Below are 25752 nucleotides of genomic sequence, written 5' to 3' on the forward strand. Positions count from 1 at the left end.
CCGAAGCGCTCAGGCTTCGAGGATGACCACGGCCACGGCGTTGTCGCGGCCGTGGGAGATGGAGAGGTGGGCCCTTGCGGCCCCCAGTTCGCGGAATCTGGCCTGCGCGGCGTTGTGGAAATGGATGGTCGGCTTGCCGAGGTCGTCCGAACGCACCTCGATGTCCTGAAAGGTGACGCCTTGGCTGAAGCCCGTGCCCAGGGCCTTGGACGCGGCTTCCTTGGCCGCGAAGCGCGAAGCCAGGAATGGGACGGCGTTGCCGGGCATGGCCGCGGATTCGGCCGTAGTGAGGATGCGGGCACAGAACTTCCCGCCGAACCTTTCATAGGAACGCGCGATCCTGTCCAGCTCCGCGATGTCGATGCCCACGCCGATGATCATGCCCCAAGCCGCCGATGTCTGCCCCGGGTCTCCGGGGTCATTGCCAGGAAAAAAAGCCAGACGGGCCGAACCCGTCTGGCTTTGTCATGCCATGGTTTCAAACCGTCCCAACTCAGAACGGGGCGTCGTCCATGCCGCTGGCCTCGGACGGGAAGGCCGGGCCGAGATCTTCCTCGTAGCCCATGTTGCCGCCCTGGGCCGGGGCTTGGCCGCGCTGCTGATACTGCGGAGCCGGGGCGTAGCCGCCTTCGGACTGGCGGGAGTCTAGGCCGAGCACGCGGTCGGCCTTGATCTCGGTCGTGTATTTCTCGGCGCCGTCCTTGTCGGTCCACTTGCGGGTCTCGAGCTTGCCCTCGATGTACACGAGGCGGCCCTTGGACAGGTAGTTGCCGCAGAACTCGGCCTGCTTGCCCCAGACCACGATGCGGTGCCACTCGGTCTTCTCGACCTTCTGGCCGTCCTTGCTCGTGTAGGACTCGTCGGTGGCGACGGAGAAGTTGGCCACCGGCTGTCCCGAGGGGGTGTAGCGCATTTCTGGGTCGCGGCCCAGACGGCCGATCAAAATCACCTTGTTCAGACTCCCTGCCATGTCGTCTCCTCGTATGTTGTCGGCCGCCTACGGTTTGGCGACCCGCTTTTCCAGTTCGCCGAGGCCTTCCTCGATCCGGTCCGTGGCCTGATTGGCGGCCTGCGGATCCCAGTCGGCCAGTCGGGCCTGCATGTCCTTGACGTCCTTCACGACCCTGGGCAGCCCCTCTTCCAGGAGCCTGCGGACCTCGTCGGGAACGTCCCCGAACTGATACAGGTCATCGAGAGCCCTGACAAGTTCGAGGACACCCTTCATCTCGTGCGGGAACCCGGGCGTGTTGTCCTCGAAGGCCAGTTTCCACAGTAAGGGCCAGGCCTTACGGACATCATCCTCTGCATACGTATAGGCCAGGACGCGGACCTGCAGCACCCTGCCCATCAGTCCCGCTCCTCCCACTCGCTCTGGATGCGGCTGACGACCTCCTGGATCTGGCCCAGCTGGCTCTCGGGACAGACGCCGATGAGGGGGGCGTCGCGGTCCACGGAGTCGTTGGTCTCGAAGTAGACCGCGTAGATGATGCCGCCGGGGCCCGTGTAGCGCACCGACGTCTCGCGTTTCATGCGCGAGAGGATGAACAGTTCCATGCCGTCCTCGACGTGCACGGTCTGGCTGCCCTTGGTCTTGATCTTGATGTCCACTTCCGGGAAGAAGTAGTACTTGCCCTTCTCCGGCGCCAGGAAGAGGGACAGGGAGCGGCGCAGGATGCGGGCGATGACCTCCTCCTTGGTCAGGAAGTGGCGGATGGTCATGAGCTCCTGGCCGGCTTGCACGAACTGGCCGTTCCGCACGTCGCCCAGAAACATGACCTCGCCCTTCTGCGGGGCGTTGATGGGGCGCTTGACCTGCTCGCGTTCGAGCCTGGCCAGAAGCGTGCCCGGCACCTCCTTCCAGGTGCCGCCGGGGCCGACCACGCGCACCCCGGGCTCGCTGGCCACGAACTCCACCTTGCCGCTATGGGGCGCCCGGATGACGATCTTCTCGTAGGGCTCCTCGCGCAGCTCACGAAGCAATTCTTTGACGTCTATCACGTACGACTCCTATCGGTAGTAAAGGTTGCGGCCGCCCATGGTCTGCAGGGACTGCACGAGGTTCCCGCGGATCTCGCGGCGGTCCCAGATGCCCTGGATGTGCCCGCGCGACAGGGCCTGGAAGGCGTTATGGTAGTTGGGCGGGATGTCCAGGCCGGTGGTCTCCTTGATGACGCCGGGGCCGGCGAAGCCGATGTTGGCCGAGCGCACGGCGAACTGGTACGGCGAGCAGCCCAGGAAGCTGGCTACGGGTCCGGCGTAGGAGTTGGTGTCGTAGAGGACCAGGTACAGGCCGCCGGCCTCGGTGTAGCGGCGCACGGCCAGGGTGCAGCGCGGCATCTGGATGACGCCGTTGACGCCTTCCTGGATGCGGATGCCCGCCGTGCCATGCACGTAGGACAGGAAGGGCAGCTGCTTCTTGCGCGCCCGCTCCATGGCCCGGATGAACTTCTCGCCCTCGGCCGCACCGACGCTGCCGCCGCGGAAGGCGCCCATGAACATGGCGACCATGACCGTGGTACCCTCGATGCGGGCCTCGAAGGTCATGCAGCCGCACTTGTGGCCCGTCTTGCGCTTGGCCTCGTCGAGCTTGAGATCGAAGCCCTCGAACTTGAGAGGGTTGGTGGACTCGATCTCCGTGAAGAGCTCGTAGATGGAGCCCGGATCGAAGATGTTGTGCAGGTACCACTGGTATTCCATGGGGAAGTGGTGGCCGCAGAAGCTGCACACGCCGGCCCACTCGCCGAAGAGGTCCGGGGCCCACTGGTCCAGGCAACCGTGCACGGCGGCGTTGGGACAGGGCAAGGCGCGATCCAGCTTGGCCTGGGGGCTGACGTACTGCCACTTGCCGCTGTTCTGGGCACCATCGTCCCAAACCGACAGGGAGGTCAGACCGGCCTTGTCCACGTCCTTCTTGTCCTTGCCGAAGGACAGCTTGGACGTGATGGCGTTCCAAAGCTTCGTCGAGCGCCCGACCACGACCTGCATCTCGGCGTGCATGTCCTCGGCCAGCTCCGTGACCTTCTTGTGCTGCTTCCCGAAGAGGTCGTAGCGGAAGTAGGAATAGAGGGAGGAGAAGAGTTCGCTGGTCCACTCGCTGCCGCGGCTGAACCAGTGGCGCTTGTCGAGGTAGGCGTGCTGGGCCATGCGACGGAACTTCATGTAGCGCGTCCAGAGCAGGCGCTCCTTGGCGCGGGTATTGAGGCTCCAGCGCACGTACACGTCGGCGCCCTTGTGGCGCTTCAGGGCGATGGAACGGAAGAGGCGCATGCCGCTGACGTTCAGCACGATCTCGTCCGTGGAGGCGATGACGGATTTGCGCAGCTTGCGGAAGAAGTCGTAGTGCTCGGGCCGGGCGCCAAGCTCCGGCTCATTGATCTTCCAGTCGATGTAGCCGTTGGCGCGGTTGTCGTCGGCCGTGATCTTGAGCTGCTTGGCGCAGTGCTCGATGAGCTTCGCCTCCGCGCGCTGCCCGCCGCGCAGGCGCCCTTCGATGGCCGCCGCGCCCTCTGGCGAGATGACCGAGTAGTAGCCGTGGGACATCATGATGCGCGTGTCGGCCAGGCCGATGGCCTCGGCGCCGCCGGAGCCGCCCTCGGAGATGACGGCCACGATGGGCACCTTGAGCCCGGCCATCTCGTAGAGGTTCTTGGCGATCTGCTGCGCCGCCCCGGGGTAGTCCTCGATGGGGTAGGAGCCCGGCGTGAAGATATAGGTATGGATCGGGATGTTCTCGGTCTCGGCGACCTTCATGTAGTGCAGGGCCTTGGCGTTGCCCCAGGGCTTGACGGAGCCGCCGTTGCGGAACTCCTGCCCGTGCCCCTTCTCCTGGCCAATGACCATGACGGCCTGGTTGTGGACCTTCTTGCCGCGGCGGCGGGTGATGTAGGCGCGGGCGATGAGCATGCTCGGGTCGATGCTGTAGTCGTCCTGGCCTCCGATCTCGGTGTAGTTGTCGTAGACGTTCTCAAGGATGTCCTTGAGGCAGATGCGTTGGGGGTGGCGCACGATGCGCACCTTGTTCATGGGCGTAAGCTCCCTTTCGAGCTTCTTCTCCAGGAACTTGAACAGCTCCTCCAGGGTCTCCAGCTGGCGGATGGCCTCCTGCTTGGGCAGGCCGGGCTCGCGGGCCACGTATTCGCCGAGCTTGGCCTCCAGCATGGCCACGTTGGCGTTTTCGTCGGGTCCGAATATGTCCAGAATGTACTTCAGGCGGTCCCGAAGCTCCTGTATGCGTTTTTCTATATCCATAATGAGTGCGCGAATGCCTCGCAGGCTTGGGTTATGCCGGAATTTCCGGCGTCGCTTGAGCGCTTAATCAGTTTCCGGCGCGGTCGAAATCAGGGCGCGATGCGGTGCCCTAGAACGCCAGGATGGTTTCGGTCTTGCGCTTCAGGAAGTCGATGTTGGACTTCAGGGCCTCGCCCGAGGCGTTGACGCCTTCGAGCTTCAGGGCGTTCAGGAACTCGACGCCCCTGGCCTTGGCCTCGGCCAGATCCTTGCCCCAGATGATGGCCAGGGCCAGGTTGGGGTCGAAGTCCGTGGGGATCTCGTACTCGCGGTCCGTGGGCACCTGGCTGTGCAACTTGAGCCATTCCTGCTCGGGCCAGCCGAAGGAGGTGATGCGGCCGACCCACGGGGCGAACTTGTTGTCCGGGTCCTCGGCGATGATGCGGTATTCGATGCCCACGCCGTTCAGGGCGATGTCCTTCTGGGAATAGCCCAGGGGTGCGCCCAGACCCACCCGGATCTGCTCGGCGATGAGGTCCACGTCGCCCTTGCCCTTGATGGTCGCGATGCGGGCGGAAACGCCGTTCTCGACCTGGATGCGCGTGTTGACCTCCATCAGAAACGGCTGGCCCGTGGGGCTGACGATCCATTCCCAGGTGCCGACGTTGTCGTACCCGGCCTCGCGGGCCATGCGCAGGGAGTATTCGGTGATGTCTTCGAGCACCTTGCGGGCGTCGAAGGCGTAGCGCAGGGAGGACGGGTCGAAGCCGGGCGCGACCTCGATGCGCTTCTGGTGGCCCAGGGACTGGACCGAACAGTTGCGGGTGCCGAAGTGGACCGGATTCTGGCCGGTGCGGTCGGACACGACCTGCACTTCCAGGTGGTTGAAGTCGAAGATGCGCTGTTCGATGAGCACGCCCTCGTCGCGGAACTGGCGCTTGGCGTAGTTCTTGATGCGCCGCAGGGTGCTGCGGAACTTGTCGAGGTCAGCCACCTCCTCGATGCCCATACCGCCGCCGCCGGCCGAGGCCTTGACCAGGATGACGGGGTTGTTGATCCCCTGATCCTTCTGGAAATCGAAGAGGGACTTGGCGATGTGCTCGGCCTCGAGGTCGTCGGTCACGGGCTTGTCCGAGCCGGGCACCGTCGGCACGCCGAGCTTGCGGGCCAGGCGCTTGGTGTTGATCTTGTCGCCGAGCTCGCGGATGACCTGCCAGGAGGGTCCGATGAAGATGAGCTTGCGCTCGCGCTGCACCACGCGGCGGGCGAAGCGATAGTCCTCGGCGAAGAAGCCGTAGCCGGGGTGAATGGCGGTGGCGCCGGCCTGGTCGGCCACGGCGAAGATTTCGTTGGCGTCGAGATAGGAACTGACCCGGTACAGGGACTCCTCGCCACCGAGCTTGCGGGCCAGGACGCAGTGCTCGCTGTGCCTGTCGGGCTCGGTGAAGAGCGCCACGAAGGCATGGCCCAGCTTGCGGCAGGCCTGCATGATGCGGATGGCGATCTCACCGCGGTTGGCGATGAGAATCTTATGTTGTCTGGGTTCGCTTGAGTTCTTCATGTCTGCAAGAGCCTTTTTCCTCGGATGGTCTGTTGGGCGTTGATTAAAGGGCGGAAATCCGCCACAAGGCCGGACCCGCTTATATGCATAATCGCATCGGAGCAAGCCTTGCGGACCATGTTTCCCCCGGTGGACGGGCCGCGAGGCGCCAGGCAGGCAGTTTTGACAAGGAGTTGCAAGAGCGCTCCGATATCGTCTATGGTCAAAACGCCGTTGCCAGACTCACGTGCGATTGCTCCGACCGGTCTTACGCTCCTACACCAACGGTCTTTCCGCTGTCCAGATTCATGGGGCGACCGGTTCAACTCATCGCTAACCCTTCTCAAACGCAAAGGATTTCGACCATGCAGCAACGGATGGAAGACGTGAAGAAAGCCGCGGACAGCATCGCAACAGCATGTCCCGAAGCGCCGAAGACCGCCCTGATCCTCGGCAGCGGCCTGGGCGACTGGGTAGAGGAAGGCTCCATCCGCCTGCGCATTCCCTACGCGGACATCCCCGGCTTTCCGGTTTCGACCGTCAAGGGCCACGCCGGCGCCCTGCTCCTGGCCGACGTCCAGGGCACGCCCGTCTTCGTCCTCTCGGGGCGCTTCCATCTCTATGAAGGATACGACGCGGGGACCGTGACCATGCCGGTCCGCGTCCTGGGCTTACTTGGCGTCACGACCCTGATCGCGACCAACGCGGCCGGTGCCCTGAACCCCCTCTTCGCCACGGGCGGGCTCATGGTCCTGACGGACCACATCAACATGACCGGCCACAACCCCCTGACGGGCCCCAACATCGAAGCCTGGGGGCCGCGCTTCCCGGACATGTCGCAGGTCTACTGCCCCGCCCTGCGCGAAAAGGCCATGCAGGCCGCCCTGCGCTGCGGACAGCGCCTGGAGCAGGGCGTCTACGTCGCCGTGGCCGGACCGAGCCTGGAGACGCCGGCCGAGACGCGTATGCTGCGCATCCTGGGCGCCGACGCCGTGGGCATGTCCACGGTGCCCGAGGCCATCGTCGCCCGCCACATGGGCATGAGGGTGCTTGGCATCTCGTGCCTGACCAACAAGAACCTGCCGGACTGCATGGCCCCCACCTCCCACGAGGAGATCCTGGACCAGGCAGGCCGTTCAGCCGCCGCCCTGGGCGCGCTGCTGCGCGCCCTCATCCCCAACCTGGGAGGATGACATGGCCGAACACACCCATCTGCTGGCCGAGATCAAGGAAAACATCGCCCGCAAGGACCCCATCAAGGCCCGGCTGGTGCTGGCGTACCTCGAAAACGTGGACCGATCCCTGCGAGAGCAGGTCCTGGGGACATTCCGTTCGGCCGATCCTGATTTCGCCGTACCCATCCTGGCCAGGTTCATGTCCGAACACCGCGACATGGTCTCGGAACTGCCCGTGGTCCGGGAAATCCTGGCCATGAAAATCCTGTCCCAGCCGGACCTCGTTTCCCGGGCGATCCGCGACCCGCAGACCCCGTTCCGCAAGACGTACATCGCCATGGCCGCGGAGCTGCGTCTGGAATCCGTGGTCGGCGACCTGATCGACGCGTTGCTTGCGGCCTCGGACGTGGAGGAGATCAACCAACTCATTGAAACCCTTGGCGAGATCGGCGACCCGACGGCCACCACCCCCTTGAGCGATTTCCTCTACTCCGGGAACCGCACCCTGATCATCTCGGCCACCAAGGCCCTGGGCAAGCTCGGCACGCCCACGGCCATGCTGCGGCTGGCCGAACGCATGGGCACGGACAACCAGCTCGACCTCCTGATCCTCGACATCTTCGCCAAGGTTCAGGACGCCATTTCCCTGGACAAGCTGAACGAGGCCATGCGCTCCCACTATGCCCACCTGCGCAGCTACGCCAAGAAGACCCTGGCGGCCATCGGGCCCAAGGCCGTGCCCCTGCTGACCGAGAACCTGCTCTTCGACGACGCGGACCTGCGCGTGCACACCCTGAACGTCCTGGGCGACATCGGGGACCCGGCCGCCATCGCCCCCATCCGCAAGCTCCTGCACAACCACCCCGAAGACGCCAACGTGCGCTTCGCCGCCTACGAGGCCCTGGGCCTCCTGCCCCTGGACCGGGGGGCCTACGTCCTGACCCAGGGGCTGGGCGACCCCGTCGAGCACGTCTGCATCGCCGCGGCCAAGGCCATCGACCGCAACTTCAACGAGATCATGGCCGCCGGGATCAAGAACCTGGCCGGCGCCCGCGACGAGGACGCCCACCGCATCATCCGCACGGTCATCAGCGCCCAGGCCAGGAGCATCTTCCTGAGCCTCATGACCGAGGAGCGCTTCCAGGACATGGCCGTGGCGCAACTGACGAAATCCCACAAGGACATCCGGGATTTTTTCTACGCCGTGCTGAAGGAGCAGGGGTACTCGGAGCTGGCCCTCAGGCTGCTGGCGCCCGAGACGAAGAAGGCCGCCGCCCGCAAGCGCATCTGCGCCGTGGACGACTCGCGCATGATCCTGAACATCTACAAGTCGACCCTGCACGAACTGGGCTTCGAGCCGGTCCTGTTCGAGTTCCCGGCCGGCGCACTGGAGTGGCTGGAGAAAAACAGGCCGGCCATGGTACTGACGGACCTGAACATGCCCGACATCACCGGCATCGACCTGGCCAGGGCCATCCGCAGGAATTTCCCCAAGGAAGAGCTGCCGATCATCATGGTTACCACGCAAAACGAGGCCAACGACAACCGCGCCGCCCTGGAGGCCGGAATCAACGACATCACCCACAAGCCCTTCACGGCCGAAAGCCTGAAGGCGGTGATCAATAAATTCCTGTAGGCATTCCGGATCGTGACCGCTCTGCGGCGCCTCGAAGGATGCAAGACATGGAGCAAGAGGCAACCACCCCGCCCTGCGGGCACCCCCTCCTTGGCAGGAGGGGAGTCGGAGCTGCTGCCGGCGAATCTTGTCACGCTAAGCTAGCAATGACGGATGTGGAACAACTGCATGGCGAGGAGTCTTCGACATGGCAATCCACCTTCGTTCTTCGGATCACAAAACAACACGAGAGACAAGGATCTTGAATCTCCCCCTGCCAAGGGGGAGTACCCGAAGGGGGAGGGGGTATTCCCCCTTGACTGACCATCCGCCGCCCGAGCGAGACGGGTCGTGTCGAAAAAAATCACCCCAACCCCAGGCGCTTCAACTTCTCGCGCAACGTCTTGCGGTCGATGCCCAGGATCTCGGCGGCGCGGGTCTTGTTGTCGCCCGTGCGGGCCAGGACGGAGCGAATGTGGTCCGCCTCGACCTCGGCCAGGGTCTTGTCGCCGTGGCGGGAGCGGGTGATGGTGAAGCGCATGGACTCGGGCAGGTCCGTCACGTCGATGACCGGGCCGTCGCCGATGATGACCAGCCGCTGCAGCAGGTTCTCGAGTTCCCGCACGTTGCCCGGCCAGGCGTACTGACGGAAGGCTTCGAGGGCCTCGTCCGTCAGGCGCGGCACCTCGCGGTTCATGTCCGTGGCGAACTTGTGCAGGAAGTGGCTGGCCAGCATGAGGATGTCGTCGCCGCGCTCGGCCAGCGACGGCAGCCGGATCTCGATGACGTGGATGCGGTAGAAGAGGTCTTCGCGGAACAGGCCCTGGTCGACCAGGCGGCGCAGGTTCTTGTGCGAGGCGGCGATGATGCGGGTGTCCACGGTGCGGATGCGCGAGGAGCCGACCATGGAAAATTCCTTGCTCTGCATGACACGCAGGAGCTTGGCCTGCAGGCTGGGGCTCGCGTCCCCGATTTCGTCGAGGAAGATGGTCCCGCCGTTGGCGATCTCGAAGAAGCCCGCCCTGCTCTCCTTGGCGCCGGTGAAGGCGCCCTTGACGTGGCCGAAGAGCTCGCTCTCCAGCAGCGTGTCCGGGATGGCCGAGCAGTTGACGGGCACGAAGGCGAATGCGCGACGGTCGCTGTTGTAGTGCACGGCCCGGGCCACCAGTTCCTTGCCCGTGCCCGATTCGCCGGAAATGAAGACGTTGGCGCTGGTTCCCGAGGCCTTGCGGATGAGGGCGAAGACGCCCTGCATCTCAGCGCAGTCCCCGATGATCCCGAAATTCCCGGCTTCCTGCTTCTCGTCGTGGGCGGCACGCCTGCGGGCCTGCTTGTCGAGGATGCGCCGCACCGCGGCCAGCAGCTCCTCGCCCGTGAATGGCTTGGCCAGGTACTCCCCGGCCCCGTCGCGCATGGCCTCCACGGCCCCGCTCACGGACGGGTAGCCGGTGATCATCATGATCTCCGTGTCCCGGAAATTGTCGCGCACGTGTTTGATGAGTTCGAGGCCGTTGGCCCTGGGCATCTTGTAGTCCGTGATGATGAGGTCCACGGGCGTCTCGTCCAGGAAGGCCCCGGCCTCCTCGACGCTGCCGCGGGTATGGACCTCGTAGCCGGCCGCGGCCAGATTGCGCGAGATGACCTCGAGGGTGGCCGCGCTGTCGTCCACGGCCAGGATGGTCGCACCCTTGTCCTGCATGTCCTGTCTCCTCATTGCCCGGCTTCCGGCGCGTCGGTCCCGGCGCCGCCGGCCGCCCCGCCGCCTCCGGGACCGTCGGGGGCCGTCGCTCTGCACGGGAAGGTGATCTCGAAACGCGTTCCCCGGCCCGGCTCGCTCTCGACCTCGATGACCCCGCCGTGGGCGGACACGATGCCATGCACCACCGCAAGCCCCAGCCCCGTCCCCTGGTCCACGTCCTTGGTCGTGAAGAAGGGGTTGAAGATCTGCCGCCGCACCTCCGGGGTCATGCCCACGCCCGTGTCGCCCACGGCAAGGTAGACGTCATCCTTGAAGGACTGGGTCTGGATGGTCAAGACGCCGCCTGTCGGCATGGCGTGAATGGCGTTGACCACCAGATTGACCATGACCTGCTTGATGTGCTGCGGGTCGGCCATGATCGGCGGCAGGCCCTCGGTCAGGTCCGTGCGCACCTCGACCCGGCCGCGGGAGGCGCTCATCTCGATGAAATAGAGGGTGTCGCGCACGACCTGGTTCAGGTCCACCAGGGTTTTCTGCAGGGGCACCTTGCGGCCGAAGATCATGAGCTTCTTGATGACCTCGCGGCTGTGCAGCGCGGACTTGACGATGCTGTCCAGATCCCTGGCGACCTGCGCGGGGAGCCCCGGCGTCTGCGCCGCCAGCTGGGCGAAGCCCAGGATGTTGGCCAGGGGCTCGTTCAGCTCGTGGGCCACGCCGGCCGCGAACTGCCCGATCTTGGCCAGCCTGTCGGCGTGTTGCAGCTGGCGCTCCAGATTGCGCCTGGTGGACAGGGCCTCGCGCTTGGAGATGATCCAGCCCACGTGCTTGGCCAGGGCGCGGAGCAGCTCGGCCTCCATGGGCAGGAAGGACTTGCCGTCCTGGCCGCACCCGTCGAGGCTGACGCTCAGCCGGCCGCGTTTGACGCGCTGCACGAAGACGTCCTCCCCGAGACGGCAGGCGGCGTCGGCCTGGAAATTCCCGCTGAGCATGATCTCGCCGTCGAGCACGAGGCGCACCCCCGTGGACTCCGGGTACTGGAAAGACGGCGGGATGATGCCCAGGATCTCCCGCAGGATGTCGGGCAGGGGACTGTCCATGTCCGAGGAAACGATGCGGTTCATGGCGTGCAGGCAGGACAGCTCCTTGTTCAGGGCCACCAGCCGGTCGTGCTCGTGCTGCAGCTGGTGTTGGCGCTCGACGTGGGCCGTGACGTCCTGCCCCACGCACAGCACGCTGACCAGGCTGCCGTGGGAGTCGTAAAGGGACTTCATGTTCCAGTCGATGTAGACCTTGCTCCCGTCCCGCGCCCGCAGGGAGCCCTTCATGAAGCCCATGCTGCCGGCCCGGACGATGTCCTCAAACAGGACGCGCGCCTGCTCGCGACGCTTGGCGTCGACGCAGGACTCGAACCAGTCCCGGCCGGCGAGCTGGCTGATCTCGAAACCGGACACCGCCTCGAAGCGGGAATTGCCATGGATGATCCGCCCCTTCTCGTCCAGGGTGATGACGATGCCGTGGCTGAGCTCCATGACGGTGTTGTAGTATTCGGACAGGTTCATGCTTCCTCCGGGAATCCCCAACCCACCTAGCAGAGGCGGCCACGCCCGGCCAAGCAAAAAACGGCGCGACCTCGGGAGAGGCCGCGCCGAAGATTCCGACTGTAGCCGGACAAAGGGTTAGTGGCCGCTGATCTTCAGGCCCCAGCCCTCGAAGACGAAGAGGATGCCGAAGCCGTACCACATGGTGTAGATGACGTAGAAGGCCAGGGAGAAGAACACGATGCCCATCTTGTCCTTGATCTTCTCCGGCACCACCTTGTAGTAATTGTACGCTGTCTCAACTACTTTTGCAGCTATATTGACGGCGACCTTGGCCTCGGAAAAGGCCTTCTGCTTCTTCAGCTGACGATCAAATCCGCCCAGGATCGCGTTCCAATTGTACAGAGCGAGCCTGTCGTCCATGCCTTCGTACGACGGATACTTGGCCTTCAGTGCTGCGGCGTCGTTGTGGTACATCTTGTCCGAATCATCCAGACAAGCATTCAGGATGGCCAGATAGCTGCCCTTTACGGTCAGGCTCTTGCCCTGGGCCTCGGCCATGGCGCCCGCGCCCGTGATCAGAACGACACTCTGAGCGGCCTGCGCCTCGGTCTTCAGTTCCATGGTCACATCGACTTGAAAATCGCCAACACTTTTGACCTCTTCCCTCAGGTTGTCCACGTAGTAGGCCGAACCCTTGGAAATGGAGTTGTACAGGTTGTCGAGGTAGGCCATGGCGTTGTGCCCGTCGAACAAGGGCTGAAACATGGCGAACAGGACGATGAAGAAGACCACCAAGAGGGCGAGGCCTCCGTTGAATTCCTTTTTATTATGAATCATATGATCAATCCTTATACTTCAGAGTCTTGATATTCTTGAAGAACGCCCCGAATACCCAGATGCCGAACAAGGCGATGACGATGAAGAACAAGTACATGCCCACCGTGTCCATGACCTTGGCCGCGCCACTCATGGACGCGGGCAGGACTTCCATGCTGACCAGTTTCTTGGGCAGGGCGAAAAACCGGTTCACGAAACCGGCCATGACCGAAAGGGCGAAGAAGCCGCGGATGGTGATTCCGGGCACGACCTTGGTGACCAGCGCGCCGACCTGGATGCCGGCCAGTGAACCGAGCAGCATGCCCATGGCCAGGGTGTAGAAGATGAAGCCGTAGATGGCGTACTGGGTGATGGCGCCGTAGCCGGCGGTGAAGACGATCTGGAAGATGTCCGTGCCGACGGTGGTCAGCGACGAAACGCCCAGGATGTAGACGAAGATGGGGAAGGTCAGGAAGCCGCCTCCGACACCCATGATGCCCGCGGCCATGCCGACCAGCACGCCGGACAGGACCAGGAAGAGCCAGGAGATCTTGCGGCCGCCAGGAATGAGGCCCTGGTCGAAGGAGACCATGGGCGGCAGGTTCACGGCCTGCAGCTTCTGTGCGATACCGGTCATACCCGCGCCTTCCTTGGTGTCATGGGCGCCGCCGGCATGACCGGCCTTCTTGGCGCTCCAGTAGTCGTACATGCCGTAGAAGCCCAGGAAACCGAGCATGACCGTGTAGACCACGGTGATGAAGGCGTCGCTCAGTACCGGGTTGATGTTGTAGAGCGCGCGGTTGATGCCCGCGCCCACGGTCGTGCCGACGATGGCGCCGATCAGGAACACGAAGGCCAGGGGAACGGACACGTTGCCCATCTTGCGGTGCAGGACGGAGCCCATGATGGCCTTGGCGAAGATGTGAAAGAGGTCGGTGCCGACGGCCAGAATGCCTTTGACGCCCGCGCTCATGAGGGCCGGGGCGATGATGAAGCCTCCGCCCGCGCCGATGCAGCCGGAGATCAGGCCAGCGCCCACGCCGACGAAGATCGACACGCAAAAGATGAACAGGCTGTAGTAAGACGGGCTGTAGGCCTCCTTGCCGCCGATGGCGCTCGGCAGGGCCTGCCCGATCTCATCGGCAAAAGCCCACCCGCCCAGAATGCAGGGAATGAGCAGCAGCGCCAGCAGCCAGATCCGTTTCTTGTCACCCAGGATAATTCGGGCGTTTTCCACTTCCCACCGGGCAAAGGACCGTGAGCCCTCCACCATGAATGATCCCCAATCTTTAAAGAATCCCATACGTGTTTCCGCCTCCTCTTTATCGCAATTTCCCGAAATGTATACGGATGGTCACACCATCCCGTTCCCCTCTCCCGCTTTCTTCCTCCGGGCGCAGGCCTCCCGGATCTTGCCGACGAGCACTTCGAGTTCCACCGGCTTCATCAGATAGTCGAACGCTCCCATGGCCATGCCCGAAATGGCGACCTCCATGTTGCCGTGCCCGGTCAGCATGAGCACCTGCACCTGGGGAAAACGCATCTTGAGCTCCCGCAGGACCTGGATGCCGTCCATGTCCGGCATGCCGACATCGAGAACCACCGCGTCGACGGGCTCCTGATCGAGGAGCCTCAGCCCCTCGGGGCCGCTGGTCGCCTCCAGGACCGAGAACCCCCGCCGGCGAAGCCGCTTGGCCGTGGCGGCCACGAAGTGCGCTTCGTCGTCTATAAGCAGGATTCTGTCCTCGGCCATTCCAACTCCTTCAGCCTCTGCGGCTGGCGATCTCCCGGACCCGCGCGTCGACGATCTTCTCTTCGTGCCGCCGCTTCTTCTCCACCGCTTCCTTGACCTTTTCGACCAGCACATCGATGCCGCAAGGCTTCATGAGGTAGTCCCAGGCCCCGAGACGGAGGCCGTCGATGGCCGATTCCACGGTGGCGTTCCCGGTCAGCATGATGACCTCGACCAGCGGGTACTGCTGCTTGATGAGCCGCAGCACCTCGATCCCGCTGCACCCGGGCAGCTTCACGTCAAGGATGACGACCTCTATTTCGCCGTGTGACGCAAGCTTCTGCATGGCTTCCTCGCCGCTGCCTGCGTGAAACACCTCCATGCTGCGCATGGTCAGGCGCTTCCTCATGATGTCGACGAACTGCGCGTCGTCATCAACCAGCAAAATATTGGCGTCCGTCACATACCCCTCCTTGAACGATTTCACCACCGCACGGGAACGCGGTCCTCAGCGCCCTGTTTCCGGAAAAGCAACGCCTGTGCCAAAAAAACGGCGAAAGAACGAACGATCCTCATGCGGCACAAACGGCCAGAAGACCTAACTATCTGATTTTCTGAAAGGCGAATTGCGGCATTCGTGGTCGCGACGGATATGCCGAACCGAGACAGGACGGAAACGGAGGATACGGCGAGGGGCAACCGGGGTATTTCGCCCCACAGGTGCATTTCGCCCCACACCGGTCTACAGATCAGGCAATGCCCTGAAAACAAAGAGGATATTCACAAATACGGCATCCTGCGGGGCATTTCGCCCCACCGCCGCAGACGAAAAAAAGCGGGGGGGGGCCGCAGAAAGGCGGCCCGGGAAAGAAAAACGAAGAAAACCGTGCGGAAAGCTCGGAACTTCGGACTAAGCCTGGGCCAGGGCCTTCTCGACGGCTTCGGCCACCTCCGCCCCGGTCAGGGGCTCGCCGGTCTCGAACAGGGCGCGGTGGACATTGATTTCGCGCATGACGCCGATATGGTCGCGGTCCACGAACTTCTTCCAGACCTCCATGCACTTGTCGAGCTGGTCACGGCGGGCATAGGCCAGCCCGAGATAGAGGCAGGCCAGGTACTCGTTCGGTTGCTGCTTGTGGACCATGAGCAGGGTGTCCTTGGCCTGCATGTATTCGCCGAGATGATAGTGGCACAGCCCCTGCCGGATCCGGGCCTCCTTGTGCGCCCGGTTGGCCTTGAGCACCTCCTTGTACAGGTCGCGGGCAGCGGCATAGTCCTTGCGCACGTAGGCCGCATCGGCCTCCCCGATGTCCGCGCCGATGCCGGACACGGGCTTGTCGCCGTCGGCCTCGCGCAGGCGGCGGACCATGCCGAAGAGAAGATCGCGTCTGGAAATCATGGGTACCTCTATTTATAATGATGATGCTGCAATGGACGTGCAGGCCTCGACGAGCCGAGATATGCCATCGGCATTCCCGACGGCGGAGGGCATGGATTCCCGCCTTCGCGGGAATGACCCGGAGGCGTTGCGGTCGGCCGGGATGGTCTCTGCATGGACCTGTGCCCATTTCGATGTCATTCCCGCGAAGGCGGGAATCCATGCCTTTCTAAACCGCCCCCGAGACACACAATCCCCGCTCCATTCACCAGACACGCAAACACAACGTATCTGCGAGCCTTCCGAACCACAATCCGGCGTCTCCTCGGTTCCGTCCGTTCCCGGCCCGGCGCCCCGAGAACCGCGGTGATCGCGCCGCGCTGTTGACATTCCAAGGATTCCTTACCATGAAGAGCCACTTCATTGTGAGAAAACCGGCACAGCCCGAAATTTGTATTCCCGGAGGAGACAATGTTCAAGAGACTTCTCGCCTGCCTCGCCGTCCTGCTTCTGTGCGCCGCCCCGGCCCTGGCCCAGCAGGCCAAGACCTTCGCGGTTCTCCCCTTCGGGGTGCATGGGCCGCAGGAGTACCAATACCTGAGCCAGGGCATCCAGAGCATGCTGACCACCCGCCTGACCTGGCCCGACAACTTCACGCCGCTCGACACGGGCGCCGTCAAAAAGAGCGTGGCCACTCCACCCGCCGACGCCACCGCGGCGGAGAAGATCCGCCAGACCCTGGGCGTGGACTATCTCGTGTGGGGCTCCCTGACGATCATGGGTCAGGAATGCAGCCTGGACGTCAACACCCTCGACCCGGCCGGCGCCAACCAGCCCCGCCCGGTGCAGACGCAGCTGAACCAGGTCATCCCGACCCTGGAGACCGTGGCCGCGGACATCAACGCCCAGGTCTTCAAGCGCCCCGAGACGGCAACGGCCGCGGCCCAGCCCGTGGCCAAGCCCATGAACCAGGCCCTCATCGTCAACGAAACCCAGTCCGGCACGGCCTACGCAAACCCGTCCCTCAAGTACGAAGACGCAGACACCTCCATGGGCCGCTGGCGCAGCCAGACCCTGTCCTTCGCCTCGCGCGGCATGGTCGTTTGCGACGGCGACGGGGACGGGAAGAATGAAGTCTTCTTGCTCACGGCCACCTCCCTTGTCGCCTTCCGAGTCGAAGGCGGCCAGATGAAGCAGGTCGCCGAGATGGAGCTGCCCAAGGAGCGCAACTACGTGCGCCTGAACAGCATCGACCTGAACCGGGACGGCCGCCACGAACTGGTCGTGGCCGGGGCCGTGGAGAAGAACCCGGTGTCCCTCGTCGCCACCTTCGACGGCAAGCTCTCCATCCAGGACGACAACATCCCCTTTTTCCTGGGCGTGCTGAACATGCCCCCGGCCTTCTCTCCGACCCTGGTGGGCCAGGGCATCGGCCGCATAAAGTACATGGAGAGCTCCATCCACCAGATGGTCAAGACCGGCGGCAAGTTCGACCTCGGCCCGAGGATCTCCCTGCCCCAGGGCGGCAACGTCTTCAACGTGACCTTCCTGCCGTTTGATAACGGCTACCAAGTCATCATGATCGACGACTACGACCGCATGCGCGTCTTCAGCTCCACCGGCGCCCTGCTGACCGTGACCGACGAGACCTACGCCGGCTCCACACTGGGCATCGAGTACCATTCCGCGGCCCTGGGCATGAAGGCCCCCGACGGCAAGCAGGCCCCCCAGGACATGGTCTACATCCCCCTGCGCGCCCTCCCGGCCAACCTGGACCGCGACAAGCGCTTCGAGATGGTCATTAGCCGCAACATCTCGGTCTCGGCCCAGATATTTTCCAACTACCGCGACTACCCCCAGGGCGAGATTCACAGCCTGTACTGGGACGGTGTGGGCATGAGCCTGCAGTGGAAGACGGCCCGCATCAAGGGCACGGTGGCCGACTACGCCCTGGCCGACATCGACAACGACGGCGTCCTGGATCTGGTGGTCAACATCAACACCCACACGGGCATGGCCGGCACGGCCAAGAAAAAGACCATGGTCGTGGCCTACCCCCTGGACCTGTCCCAGGCGGGCGGGGAGATTCAAAAAACTGAACAGTAAAAAAAATTTTACTTTGAGGCCCGGATCGGCCAAAAAAGGCTTGCTTTTTGGACCGGAGTCGTCATAGAGCGGATTCAGGCGTCAGATGATCGGTTTTTTTCATAGCAAAAGGAGAAAGAACATGAAACGTTTTGCACTCGTAGCCCTGCTGGCAGCCATGCTGTTCGGCGTTGCCTCCAGCGCTTCCGCCACCGAACTGAAGGTGAAAGGAAACTTGGACGTGTACGGCATGTGGTCCGCCAACCTGGTAGATCACAACTCCGATTTCGGCGACACTGACAACTACTTCACCACCCAGCGCATGCGCACCTACTTCACCTACATTGCCAACGAAAACCTGAAGGCCGTTCTGGGCCTGGAAATGGACCAGATTTGGGGCCAGGGAACCGGCGGCGACTGGGGCACCGACGGCAAGGGCAACATCGAAATCAAGCACGCCTACATGGATTTCAACTTCCCGGACACCAAGGTCAACGTCAAGGCCGGCCTGCAGTACGTGGCCCTGCCCAGCGTGTTCGGCAACCCTATCTTCGAGGATGACGCCGCCGCCCTGATCGTGAGCGCGCCCATCAACGAAATGTTCGGCGTGACTGTCGGTTACACCCGCGGTGCCGACAAGGCTGCTGACGTCAATAACGCTGTCCCCTATGCAGCCAATCCCACCGACAGCGATGCGAGCGACGACATGGACATGGCCTTCATCGCCGCCCCCATCACCCTGGACGGCTTTGAAGTCACCCCCTATTTCGGCTACGCTTGGATTGGCGAAAATGTTGACTTTGGTTCCGGTGCCACCGCTCAGCAGGGCGTGTCCTCCTACTACGGCGACTTCGTCGGTGAAGATGACGCCACCGTGTGGGTCGTTGGCGCCAACGCAGCTCTGACCATGTTCGACCCGCTGACCTTCGCCGCCGACCTCATCTACGGCAAAGGCGAGTCCGACGACTTCGAGACCGCCGGTTGGTACGCCGCCTTGGCCGCGTCCTACAAGCTCGACTTCATGACCGCCACCCTGTTCAGCACCTACTCCACCGGCCTGAACGATGACGGCGACGACGATCAGGACATCATGCCCACCCTGGCCGAAGGCTGGGGCCTGACCCCCTACATCGGCGGCGTGCGCGCTTTCAGCACCACCTATGACTCCTTCGCCACAGACGCCGTCGGCGTCGGCTCCGACGGCACCGGTCTGTGGACCGTTGGCATCGTCCTTGACAAGATCTCCTTCGTGGAGAACCTGTCCCACAAGCTGGTCGTCGCCTACGCCCAGGGCACCGGCGACGAAGACACCTCCTTCTTCACCGAAGAAGACTCCGGCTTTGAAGTCTACTTGGTCAACAAGTACATGATCTACGAAAACCTGGCCGCTATCAACGAACTCGGCTACTTCAAGGGCGACAGCCAACTTGCTGACGACGCTGACTACGAGCTCGACGCTTCCTACTTCGCCACCGTCGGTTTCCAGTACAAGTTCTAGTTCGGGTTTTCACACCTGACGCCTCGAGGGCCGGAGACGCAAAACTCCGGCCCTTTTTTATGGCCCGACACTTTTCGTGAACAAGGGTCTTGCCGGGTTCAGCCTTGATGAAGGGTTTGACTTTTCGGGGGGTCGCGGCATAGATAACTGCAGTTGAACGGATCGACTCCCTGGGAGAAAAGATGGATTCCCGCCTTCGCGGGAATGACAGAAACCCGGCGTACCGCCTCGTGTCATTCCCGCGAAGGCGGGAATCCATGCGTTTGACCCGGCCTCCCGGCTCAACCCCGAAAAAACGTTGCGAGATCATCCATGTCTCTGAAATCCATATTCTATTCCACCTCGGCCGACTGGCCGGAGATTTCGTCCTGGCTGTCCCGCCGCGACGCGGCCGAGGACAACGTCGAGCCATTGGTGCGGGACATCCTGACCAAGGTCCGTTTGGGCGGCGACGAAGCCGTGGCCGAGTACACCCGCCGCTTCGATTGCCCGGACATGACGGTCGACAGGCTGGCTGTCCCGGTTGCCGAAATCGCCAGCGCTCTCGACGCCATCCCTACTGAAGACCGGGCCATCATCACAGAGGCCGCGGCCAACATCCGCGACTTCCACCAGCGCCAGAAGCAGAACTCCTGGATCACCACGCCTGCTCCAGGCACCACCCTGGGCCAGCTTGTCCTGCCCGTGGACCGGGCCGGGCTGTACGTGCCCGGTGGCCAGGGCGGCGAGACTCCCCTCATTTCAAGCCTGCTCATGAACGCCATACCGGCCCAGGTTGCGGGCGTGCGGACGGTCTGCATGGTCAGCCCGCCGCGTAAGGATGGAACCCTCAACCCCTACATCCTGGCCACGGCGGCCATTCTCGGCATCGAAAATGTCTTCGCCTGCGGATCGGCCTGGGCCATCGCCGCCCTGGCCTACGGGACCCGGAGCATCCCACGCGTGGACGTCATCGCGGGGCCTGGCAACATCTTCGTGACCACGGCCAAGCGCCTGCTGGTGGGCCATGTCGGCATCGACATGATCGCTGGTCCCAGCGAAATCGCCATCCTGGCCGATTCCTCGGCCGACCCCGCATGGCTGGCCGCCGACATGCTCTCCCAGGCCGAACACGACCCTCTGGCATCGAGCCTCCTGGTCTCGCCCGACGCCGAACTGCTTGCCGCGGTGCGCAAGGAGCTCGAAATCCAGCTTCCGGCCCTGCCGAGGAACACCATCGCCGCCAAGTCCCTGTCCGAGTGGAGCGCCCTCATCCATGTCCCGGACCTGCAGACCGGCCTGGATTTCATCAACCGTCTGGCGCCCGAGCATTTCGAACTGAGCGTGGCCGACCCGTGGGCCTGGGTCGGTAGCGTGCGCAACGCCGGGGCCGTGTTCATGGGCCACAGCACGCCCGAACCCGTGGGCGACTATTTCGCCGGGCCCAACCACGTGCTGCCGACCCTGTCCACGGCGCGCTTCTCATCGGCCCTTTCGGTGGAAACGTTCTGCAAGAAGACGAGCCTCATCAGCACTGACCAGGCCTACATCGGCGCCAACGGCGCCAAGGTGGCCCGCCTGGCCCGCCTCGAAGGCCTCGAAGCCCACGCCCGCAGCGTGGAACAACGACTGGAGAAACCATGAACATCGTCACCAAGACCAGCATCCGCGAGTACCCGCTTCTTTCGCGCGGCAAAGTCCGCGACATATACGAGATCGACCCGCAGACGCTTTTGATCGTCACCACGGACCGCATGTCGGCCTTCGACGTGATCATGAACGAGCCCATCCCCTACAAGGGCGTGGTCCTCAACCAGATCACCCTGTACTGGATGGCTGCCTGCAAGGATCTGGTCCGCAACCACCTTCTGGCCACGGACGTGCGCGACTTCCCCGCCGCCCTGGCCCCCCACGCCGGGGACCTCGAAGGCCGGGCCGTCATCGTGCGCAAGGCCAAGCCCCTGCCCATCGAGTGCATCGTGCGCGGCTACCTGACGGGCTCGGGCTTCAAGGATTACAAGGCCACGGGCACCGTCTGCGGCTACAAGATCCCGGCCGGGCTGGTCGATTCCGACAAGCTGGAAACGCCCCTGTTCACGCCGTCCACCAAGGCGGACCTGGGCGCCCACGACGAGAACATCACCCTGGCCGACGCCAAGTCGCGCATCGGCGAGGGGCTGCTCAAAAAGATCCAGGAACTGTCCCTGGCCATCTACTCCCGCGGCCGCGACCTGGCCGCCGAGCGCGGCATCATCATCGCCGACACCAAATTCGAGTTCGGCCTGGACGGCAAGGACATCCTGCTCATCGACGAAGTCATGACGCCGGACTCCTCCCGCTTCTGGCCTGCTGACAAGTACGTACCCGGACAGTCCCAGCCCAGCTTCGACAAGCAGTACCTGCGTGACTGGCTGAGCGGAACCGGCTGGGACAAAACCCCGCCGCCGCCGACGCTGCCCGCCGAGGTCATCGCGGAAACGCAGAAAAAATACCTGGAAGCGTACGAACTGCTCACAGGCACCCCCTTGCAATTGCCGTAAGGCGCAACCAACCGGAGAAGACACATGCTCGTTCAAGGGAAAAAGGCCCTCATTTTCGGCGTGGCCAACGACAAGAGCATCGCCTACGCCATTGCCAAGGAACTCAAGGACAACGGCGCGTCCATCGCCCTGAGCTACGCCGGCGAAGCCCTCAAAAAACGCGTCGAGCCCATCCACGAAGAACTCGGCAGCGAATTCCTGTTCCAGTGCGACGTGTCCAACGACGCAGCCATCGCCGAGTCCGCGGCCCTGGTGAAGCAAAAGTGGGGCAACTTCGACATCCTGGTGCACTCCGTGGCCTTCGCCAACCGCGACGACCTCAAGGGCCGCTACGTGGACACCTCTCGCGACGGCTTCCATCTGGCCATGGACATCTCGGCCTACTCCCTGGTGGCCCTGTGCAAGGCCTTCGATCCCCTGCTGAACGACAACGGTTCGGTCATGGCCATGACCTACTACGGGGCGGAAAAGGTCATCACCAACTACAACGTCATGGGCGTGGCCAAGGCCGCCCTGGAGTGCAGCGTGCGCTACCTGGCCATGGACCTGGGCGAACGCGGCATCCGCGTCAACGCCATCAGCGCCGGTCCCCTGAAGACCCTCGCCTCCTCGGGCATCTCGGGCTTCAAGACCATCCTGGCCACCATCGAGGAACGCGCCCCCCTGCGCCGCAACATCATCCAGGAGGACGTGGGCAAGACCGGCCTCTTCCTGGCCTCGGACCTGTCCCGCGCCATCACGGGCGAGGTCATCTACGTGGACTCGGGCTACAACATCATGGGCATCTGAGGATCGCCGAACGCACAGGCAACCCCTTCCCGCTGAAGGGGTTTTTTGTTGCAGGCACTTGCCGCCATATCCAAAGACAACCGTAGCAGTAAAATACGCCTTTTCCGGAGCTCTGCATGACTTCGTCGCAAACATCCATCGCAGCCATGCCCTCGCGCGGGTTTGCCGTTCTCTTCCTGGCCTTTCTCCTGTCGGGAATGTGCGCTCTGGCCTACCAGGTGGTCTGGGCCAGAATGCTGTCCCTCGTTTTCGGCAGCACCAACCAAGCCATATCCACGGTTCTGGCAGTCTTCATGCTGGGCTTGGCCTTGGGAAGCCATCTCGGCGCACGAATCAGCAGGCGCGGAGAAAATCTTGGCAGAATCTACGGCATTCTGGAAATTGCGCTCGGAGTCTATGCCCTCGCATTTCCTCTGATCATCTCGGCCGCGGAAACGGTCCATGCCTCCATTTTTGCCGCGTCCCACGGAAGCGCGCTGTCTCTTGCCCTGTACCGTTTCATCATTGCCCTGATATTGCTGATCATTCCGACATCGCTCATGGGCGCGACTTTGCCCGTGTTGGCACAGTATGTCGAAAAGGACACGGGAAAGGCTGGCAAGCGCATAGGCGTCCTGTATGCCATCAACACGTTCGGCGCTGCGCTTGGATCCTTTGCCAGCGCATTCCTGTCCATTCCCTACTACGGCCTCGACAAGACCATGTACTTTGCGGCGATCCTGAATGTAATCGTGGGCCTGACATGCGTGTTCGTTCTGCGCGACTGGTTCGTCCAACGTGACGATGCCCCGGCGTCACCGTCGAAAACCACGAAAAGATCCGTCACGGGAACGCAATCCCCTGATGACGGTCCGCACATCCCCTTTGCCCTTCCGATTCTCGTTCTTTTCCTTATCGGAACCGTCGGGATGCTGCTCGAGAATGCCTGGAGCCACGCCCTCGTCCTGGTCTTCGGCACTTCTGTGTACGCCTTTTCGACCATGCTCACGGCCTATCTCATCGGTCTTTCGGTCGGATGCTATTTCGCGGCGAAATACCTTTTGCCTTACTGTTCCGGCAAACTGCTCTCCGCCCTGCTGTTGATCGACGGCCTGGCCATACTGGCCGTCACGCCCGTCATCGGCTTTCTCCCGTCATGGTTCGTCGGCGTCTTCGGGGACATGCAGGCACAGTGGCACACGGTCATCGCCAAGGAATTCCTGGCCTGCGCCGCCCTGATGCTGATTCCGACCAGCATCGGCGGGGCCATTTTCCCCCTCTGTCTGCACACCATCGCACGCTCCAGGCAAAATCGGCACACGGGAACCGGTGTGGCCACATCCATCGCCTATATCTGGAACACGGCAGGGAGCATTTGCGGCGCCCTGGTGGCGGGTTTCGTCATCATCCCGCTGGTTGGATCCGAACGCTGTCTCATCATCGCGGCCAGCCTGACCCTGCTCGGCTCTGCCGCGGTCATTCTCGGCGCCGGACCCCGTTCGTCATTCCGTATGGCCTGGGCCGCGTGCCTCAGCCTGATCGCCGTGGCGGCTCCGATCTTTTTTACGACCTGGGATGCGACGCGCATGAATTCAGGCGTTTACGTCTATTCAAAGTTCTTTGATTCCGAAGGCGCCCTGGAACGGGAAATGAAGAACTACGAACTGATTTTCTATAAGGAAGGCTCCGCGAGCGTAGCAGTGCTCGAATCCTCCCACGGGCACCGGTTTCTGCGAGTCAACGGCAAGACGGACGGGTCCAGCGAAGGCGACAATACCACTCAGATGCTTCTGGGATACCTGCCGTACCTGTACGCAAAAAACACCGATAATGCCCTCGTTATCGGGCTCGGGACCGGAATCACCTCGGCCTGCGTGCTCGACCTGCCCGTCAAGTCCGTGGAAAGCATTGAAATCTCTCCTGAAGTCGTGACTGCGGCTCGTTTCTTTTCCGCGCTGAACGAGCGCGTCTTCACCGATGCCCGTTCGACGCTCCGGATTCTCGACGGACGCACATGGCTCGCTTCCATCCCCCAAAAATACGACATGATCATTTCCGAGCCGTCGAACCCCTGGCAAACAGGCAACGCCAATCTCTTCACGGCGGATTTTTTCCGTATTGCCGGAAGCAGACTCAACGAAGGCGGCATTCTGTGCCAGTGGATTCCGTACTACAACATGGACAGCTCGCACTTCAAACTGATCATCAAATCATTGCAAAGCGTTTTTCCCTATGTCCATCTGTGGATGTCGGGAACAGACACATTCTTGCTCAGCTCAATGCATCCCCTCGAAATCAACGCAGAACGACTAAGACACTTGTTTGACAAATCTGATATCCGCGATAAATTTCAAGATATGAACATCGACACGCCAGGCTCGCTGCTGAGCTTCTATTATCTCGACAGCAATTCTTTGAAAACGATGACTAGCGGCGTACAGGGTTTGAACACGGACGTGTTCCCTGTTGTCGAGTTCCATTCACCAAAATTTTTGCTTGGTCCCAATCGTCCAGATATTTTTTTCGAGATTCTTGAAACGTCCTACGCATCGTCCCTTGAAATTTCCGACCCAGATCTGGACACAACAGCGCGCATTCTGCATCGACGCGCCTTCTTTTCCAGGTGGAGAATTCCGAATTCGGTGACGGAAAAAATGCTGAAGCGTTTACTTTACAATTGACACGCATCATACCTGCATAAAGACGTCACGGCAATAAGTCGTCCTCTCTCCTTGAAGAAGTAGAGAGGACGACTTATTCAACTGTCCGAAAATAATATTGGATTCCCGCCTTCGCGGGAATGACGTTATGCTTGCGGTACATTCTGTTTCTCTTTGACTTTCAACGGAAAAACAGGTCGTCCGCGAAATCTCAGGTCATTCCCGCGAAGACGGGAATCCATCTTCCTGCAGCCCGCCGCAACCCAAATCCGATCCATACCCGCCTCAAGGTCTGTTGCCGGTGTGGCCCGTGGGTCCGTCGGCTGTCCGACTGAGCCAGGCATCGGTTGTTGAACCGTTGCCAAGCGCATTGTCCGGCCTTGCCGCCCCGCACGCAACGGTTCAACTCTACGAGGCCGGCGAAGAAGTTCCGACGGGCCCACGGGCCACACCGGCAACAGGCCGTTTTCCGCACTGCGACGCATCCACTCCCCCCTTC

At 62.6% G+C, this 25752-nt stretch carries 21 protein-coding genes; 8 read left to right on the top strand and 13 right to left on the bottom strand.

Annotated features, from left to right (window positions below):
• Positions 1-9 precede the first annotated feature (9 nt).
• From ACYQ3G_RS02045 to ACYQ3G_RS02070, 6 genes are all read right to left on the bottom strand, one after another.
• Positions 10-381, bottom strand: coding sequence for a holo-[acyl-carrier-protein] synthase (locus tag ACYQ3G_RS02045; protein ID WP_459821927.1), 372 nt, complete (start codon positions 379-381; stop codon positions 10-12).
• A 112-nt stretch (positions 382-493) separates the two neighbouring features.
• A complete protein-coding gene (locus ACYQ3G_RS02050) occupies positions 494-970 on the bottom strand; it encodes a single-stranded DNA-binding protein (protein WP_028576997.1) in 477 nt (158 codons plus the stop codon).
• Positions 971-997: 27 nt separating this feature from the next.
• Positions 998-1348, bottom strand: a complete 351-nt coding sequence (locus ACYQ3G_RS02055) for a hypothetical protein (protein ID WP_028576998.1) — start codon at positions 1346-1348, stop codon at positions 998-1000.
• Positions 1348-1998 carry a biotin attachment protein gene (locus ACYQ3G_RS02060; RefSeq protein WP_459821930.1) on the bottom strand — a complete coding sequence of 217 codons (651 nt, stop codon included), beginning with the start codon at positions 1996-1998 and terminating at the stop codon, positions 1348-1350. Before ACYQ3G_RS02060 ends, ACYQ3G_RS02055 begins: the two co-directional genes overlap by 1 nt.
• 9 nt (positions 1999-2007) lie before the next feature.
• Positions 2008-4248 carry a carboxyl transferase domain-containing protein gene (locus tag ACYQ3G_RS02065; protein ID WP_028577000.1) on the bottom strand — a complete coding sequence of 747 codons (2241 nt, stop codon included), beginning with the start codon at positions 4246-4248 and terminating at the stop codon, positions 2008-2010.
• Positions 4249-4357: 109 nt separating this feature from the next.
• The gene (locus ACYQ3G_RS02070; protein ID WP_459821932.1) at positions 4358-5788 is read right to left on the bottom strand and encodes an ATP-binding protein; all 1431 of its coding nucleotides are present in this window, start codon (positions 5786-5788) and stop codon (positions 4358-4360) included.
• A 344-nt stretch (positions 5789-6132) separates the two neighbouring features.
• On the opposite strand from ACYQ3G_RS02070, the gene ACYQ3G_RS02075 reads away from it, so the two are divergent.
• Positions 6133-6960 carry a purine-nucleoside phosphorylase gene (locus ACYQ3G_RS02075; protein WP_459821934.1) on the top strand — a complete coding sequence of 276 codons (828 nt, stop codon included), beginning with the start codon at positions 6133-6135 and terminating at the stop codon, positions 6958-6960.
• Between the two features lies 1 nt (position 6961).
• Positions 6962-8578 carry a response regulator gene (locus tag ACYQ3G_RS02080; protein WP_028577003.1) on the top strand — a complete coding sequence of 539 codons (1617 nt, stop codon included), beginning with the start codon at positions 6962-6964 and terminating at the stop codon, positions 8576-8578.
• A gap of 343 nt (positions 8579-8921) precedes the next feature.
• On the opposite strand, the gene ACYQ3G_RS02085 is transcribed toward ACYQ3G_RS02080, so the two are convergent.
• The 7 genes from ACYQ3G_RS02085 to ACYQ3G_RS02115 form a co-directional block, all read right to left on the bottom strand.
• Positions 8922-10256 (bottom strand): sigma-54-dependent transcriptional regulator, encoded by a 1335-nt coding sequence (locus ACYQ3G_RS02085; protein ID WP_028577004.1) that lies wholly within the window; start codon positions 10254-10256, stop codon positions 8922-8924.
• Between the two features lie 11 nt (positions 10257-10267).
• Positions 10268-11815, bottom strand: coding sequence for a PAS domain-containing sensor histidine kinase (locus tag ACYQ3G_RS02090; RefSeq protein ID WP_459821937.1), 1548 nt, complete (start codon positions 11813-11815; stop codon positions 10268-10270).
• Positions 11816-11932: 117 nt separating this feature from the next.
• Positions 11933-12634 carry a hypothetical protein gene (locus ACYQ3G_RS02095; RefSeq protein ID WP_028577005.1) on the bottom strand — a complete coding sequence of 234 codons (702 nt, stop codon included), beginning with the start codon at positions 12632-12634 and terminating at the stop codon, positions 11933-11935.
• 4 nt (positions 12635-12638) lie between these two features.
• Positions 12639-13916 (bottom strand): sulfite exporter TauE/SafE family protein, encoded by a 1278-nt coding sequence (locus tag ACYQ3G_RS02100; protein WP_028577006.1) that lies wholly within the window; start codon positions 13914-13916, stop codon positions 12639-12641.
• A 51-nt stretch (positions 13917-13967) separates the two neighbouring features.
• The gene (locus ACYQ3G_RS02105) at positions 13968-14366 is read right to left on the bottom strand and encodes a response regulator (RefSeq protein ID WP_028577007.1); all 399 of its coding nucleotides are present in this window, start codon (positions 14364-14366) and stop codon (positions 13968-13970) included.
• Positions 14367-14376: 10 nt separating this feature from the next.
• Entirely contained in the window at positions 14377-14808 is a 432-nt protein-coding gene (locus ACYQ3G_RS02110; RefSeq protein ID WP_028577008.1) for a response regulator, read from the bottom strand.
• A 447-nt stretch (positions 14809-15255) separates the two neighbouring features.
• Positions 15256-15744 (bottom strand): tetratricopeptide repeat protein, encoded by a 489-nt coding sequence (locus ACYQ3G_RS02115; protein WP_028577009.1) that lies wholly within the window; start codon positions 15742-15744, stop codon positions 15256-15258.
• Positions 15745-16194: 450 nt separating this feature from the next.
• Here ACYQ3G_RS02115 and ACYQ3G_RS02120 point away from each other — a divergent pair, with 450 nt between their 5' ends.
• The 6 genes from ACYQ3G_RS02120 to ACYQ3G_RS02145 all read left to right on the top strand — a co-directional run bounded on the left by ACYQ3G_RS02120 (position 16195) and on the right by ACYQ3G_RS02145 (position 25274).
• Positions 16195-17829: an FG-GAP-like repeat-containing protein gene (locus tag ACYQ3G_RS02120; RefSeq protein ID WP_459821941.1), complete on the top strand. Its 1635-nt coding sequence runs from the start codon at positions 16195-16197 to the stop codon at positions 17827-17829.
• A gap of 121 nt (positions 17830-17950) precedes the next feature.
• Positions 17951-19306, top strand: coding sequence for an outer membrane homotrimeric porin (locus ACYQ3G_RS02125; RefSeq protein ID WP_459821943.1), 1356 nt, complete (start codon positions 17951-17953; stop codon positions 19304-19306).
• Positions 19307-19618: 312 nt separating this feature from the next.
• Positions 19619-20929 carry a histidinol dehydrogenase gene (gene hisD / locus ACYQ3G_RS02130; protein WP_459821945.1) on the top strand — a complete coding sequence of 437 codons (1311 nt, stop codon included), beginning with the start codon at positions 19619-19621 and terminating at the stop codon, positions 20927-20929.
• Positions 20926-21825: a phosphoribosylaminoimidazolesuccinocarboxamide synthase gene (locus tag ACYQ3G_RS02135; RefSeq protein WP_459821947.1), complete on the top strand. Its 900-nt coding sequence runs from the start codon at positions 20926-20928 to the stop codon at positions 21823-21825. Before hisD ends, ACYQ3G_RS02135 begins: the two co-directional genes overlap by 4 nt.
• Positions 21826-21849: 24 nt before the next feature.
• Positions 21850-22614, top strand: a complete 765-nt coding sequence (locus ACYQ3G_RS02140) for an enoyl-ACP reductase FabI (protein ID WP_459821949.1) — start codon at positions 21850-21852, stop codon at positions 22612-22614.
• Between the two features lie 116 nt (positions 22615-22730).
• On the top strand, positions 22731-25274 hold the full coding sequence (locus tag ACYQ3G_RS02145; protein WP_459821951.1) for a fused MFS/spermidine synthase: 2544 nt from the start codon (positions 22731-22733) through the stop codon (positions 25272-25274).
• The last annotated feature ends 478 nt before the right edge of the window (positions 25275-25752 follow it).

It is taken from the genome of Desulfomicrobium salsuginis (genome assembly GCF_054657795.1).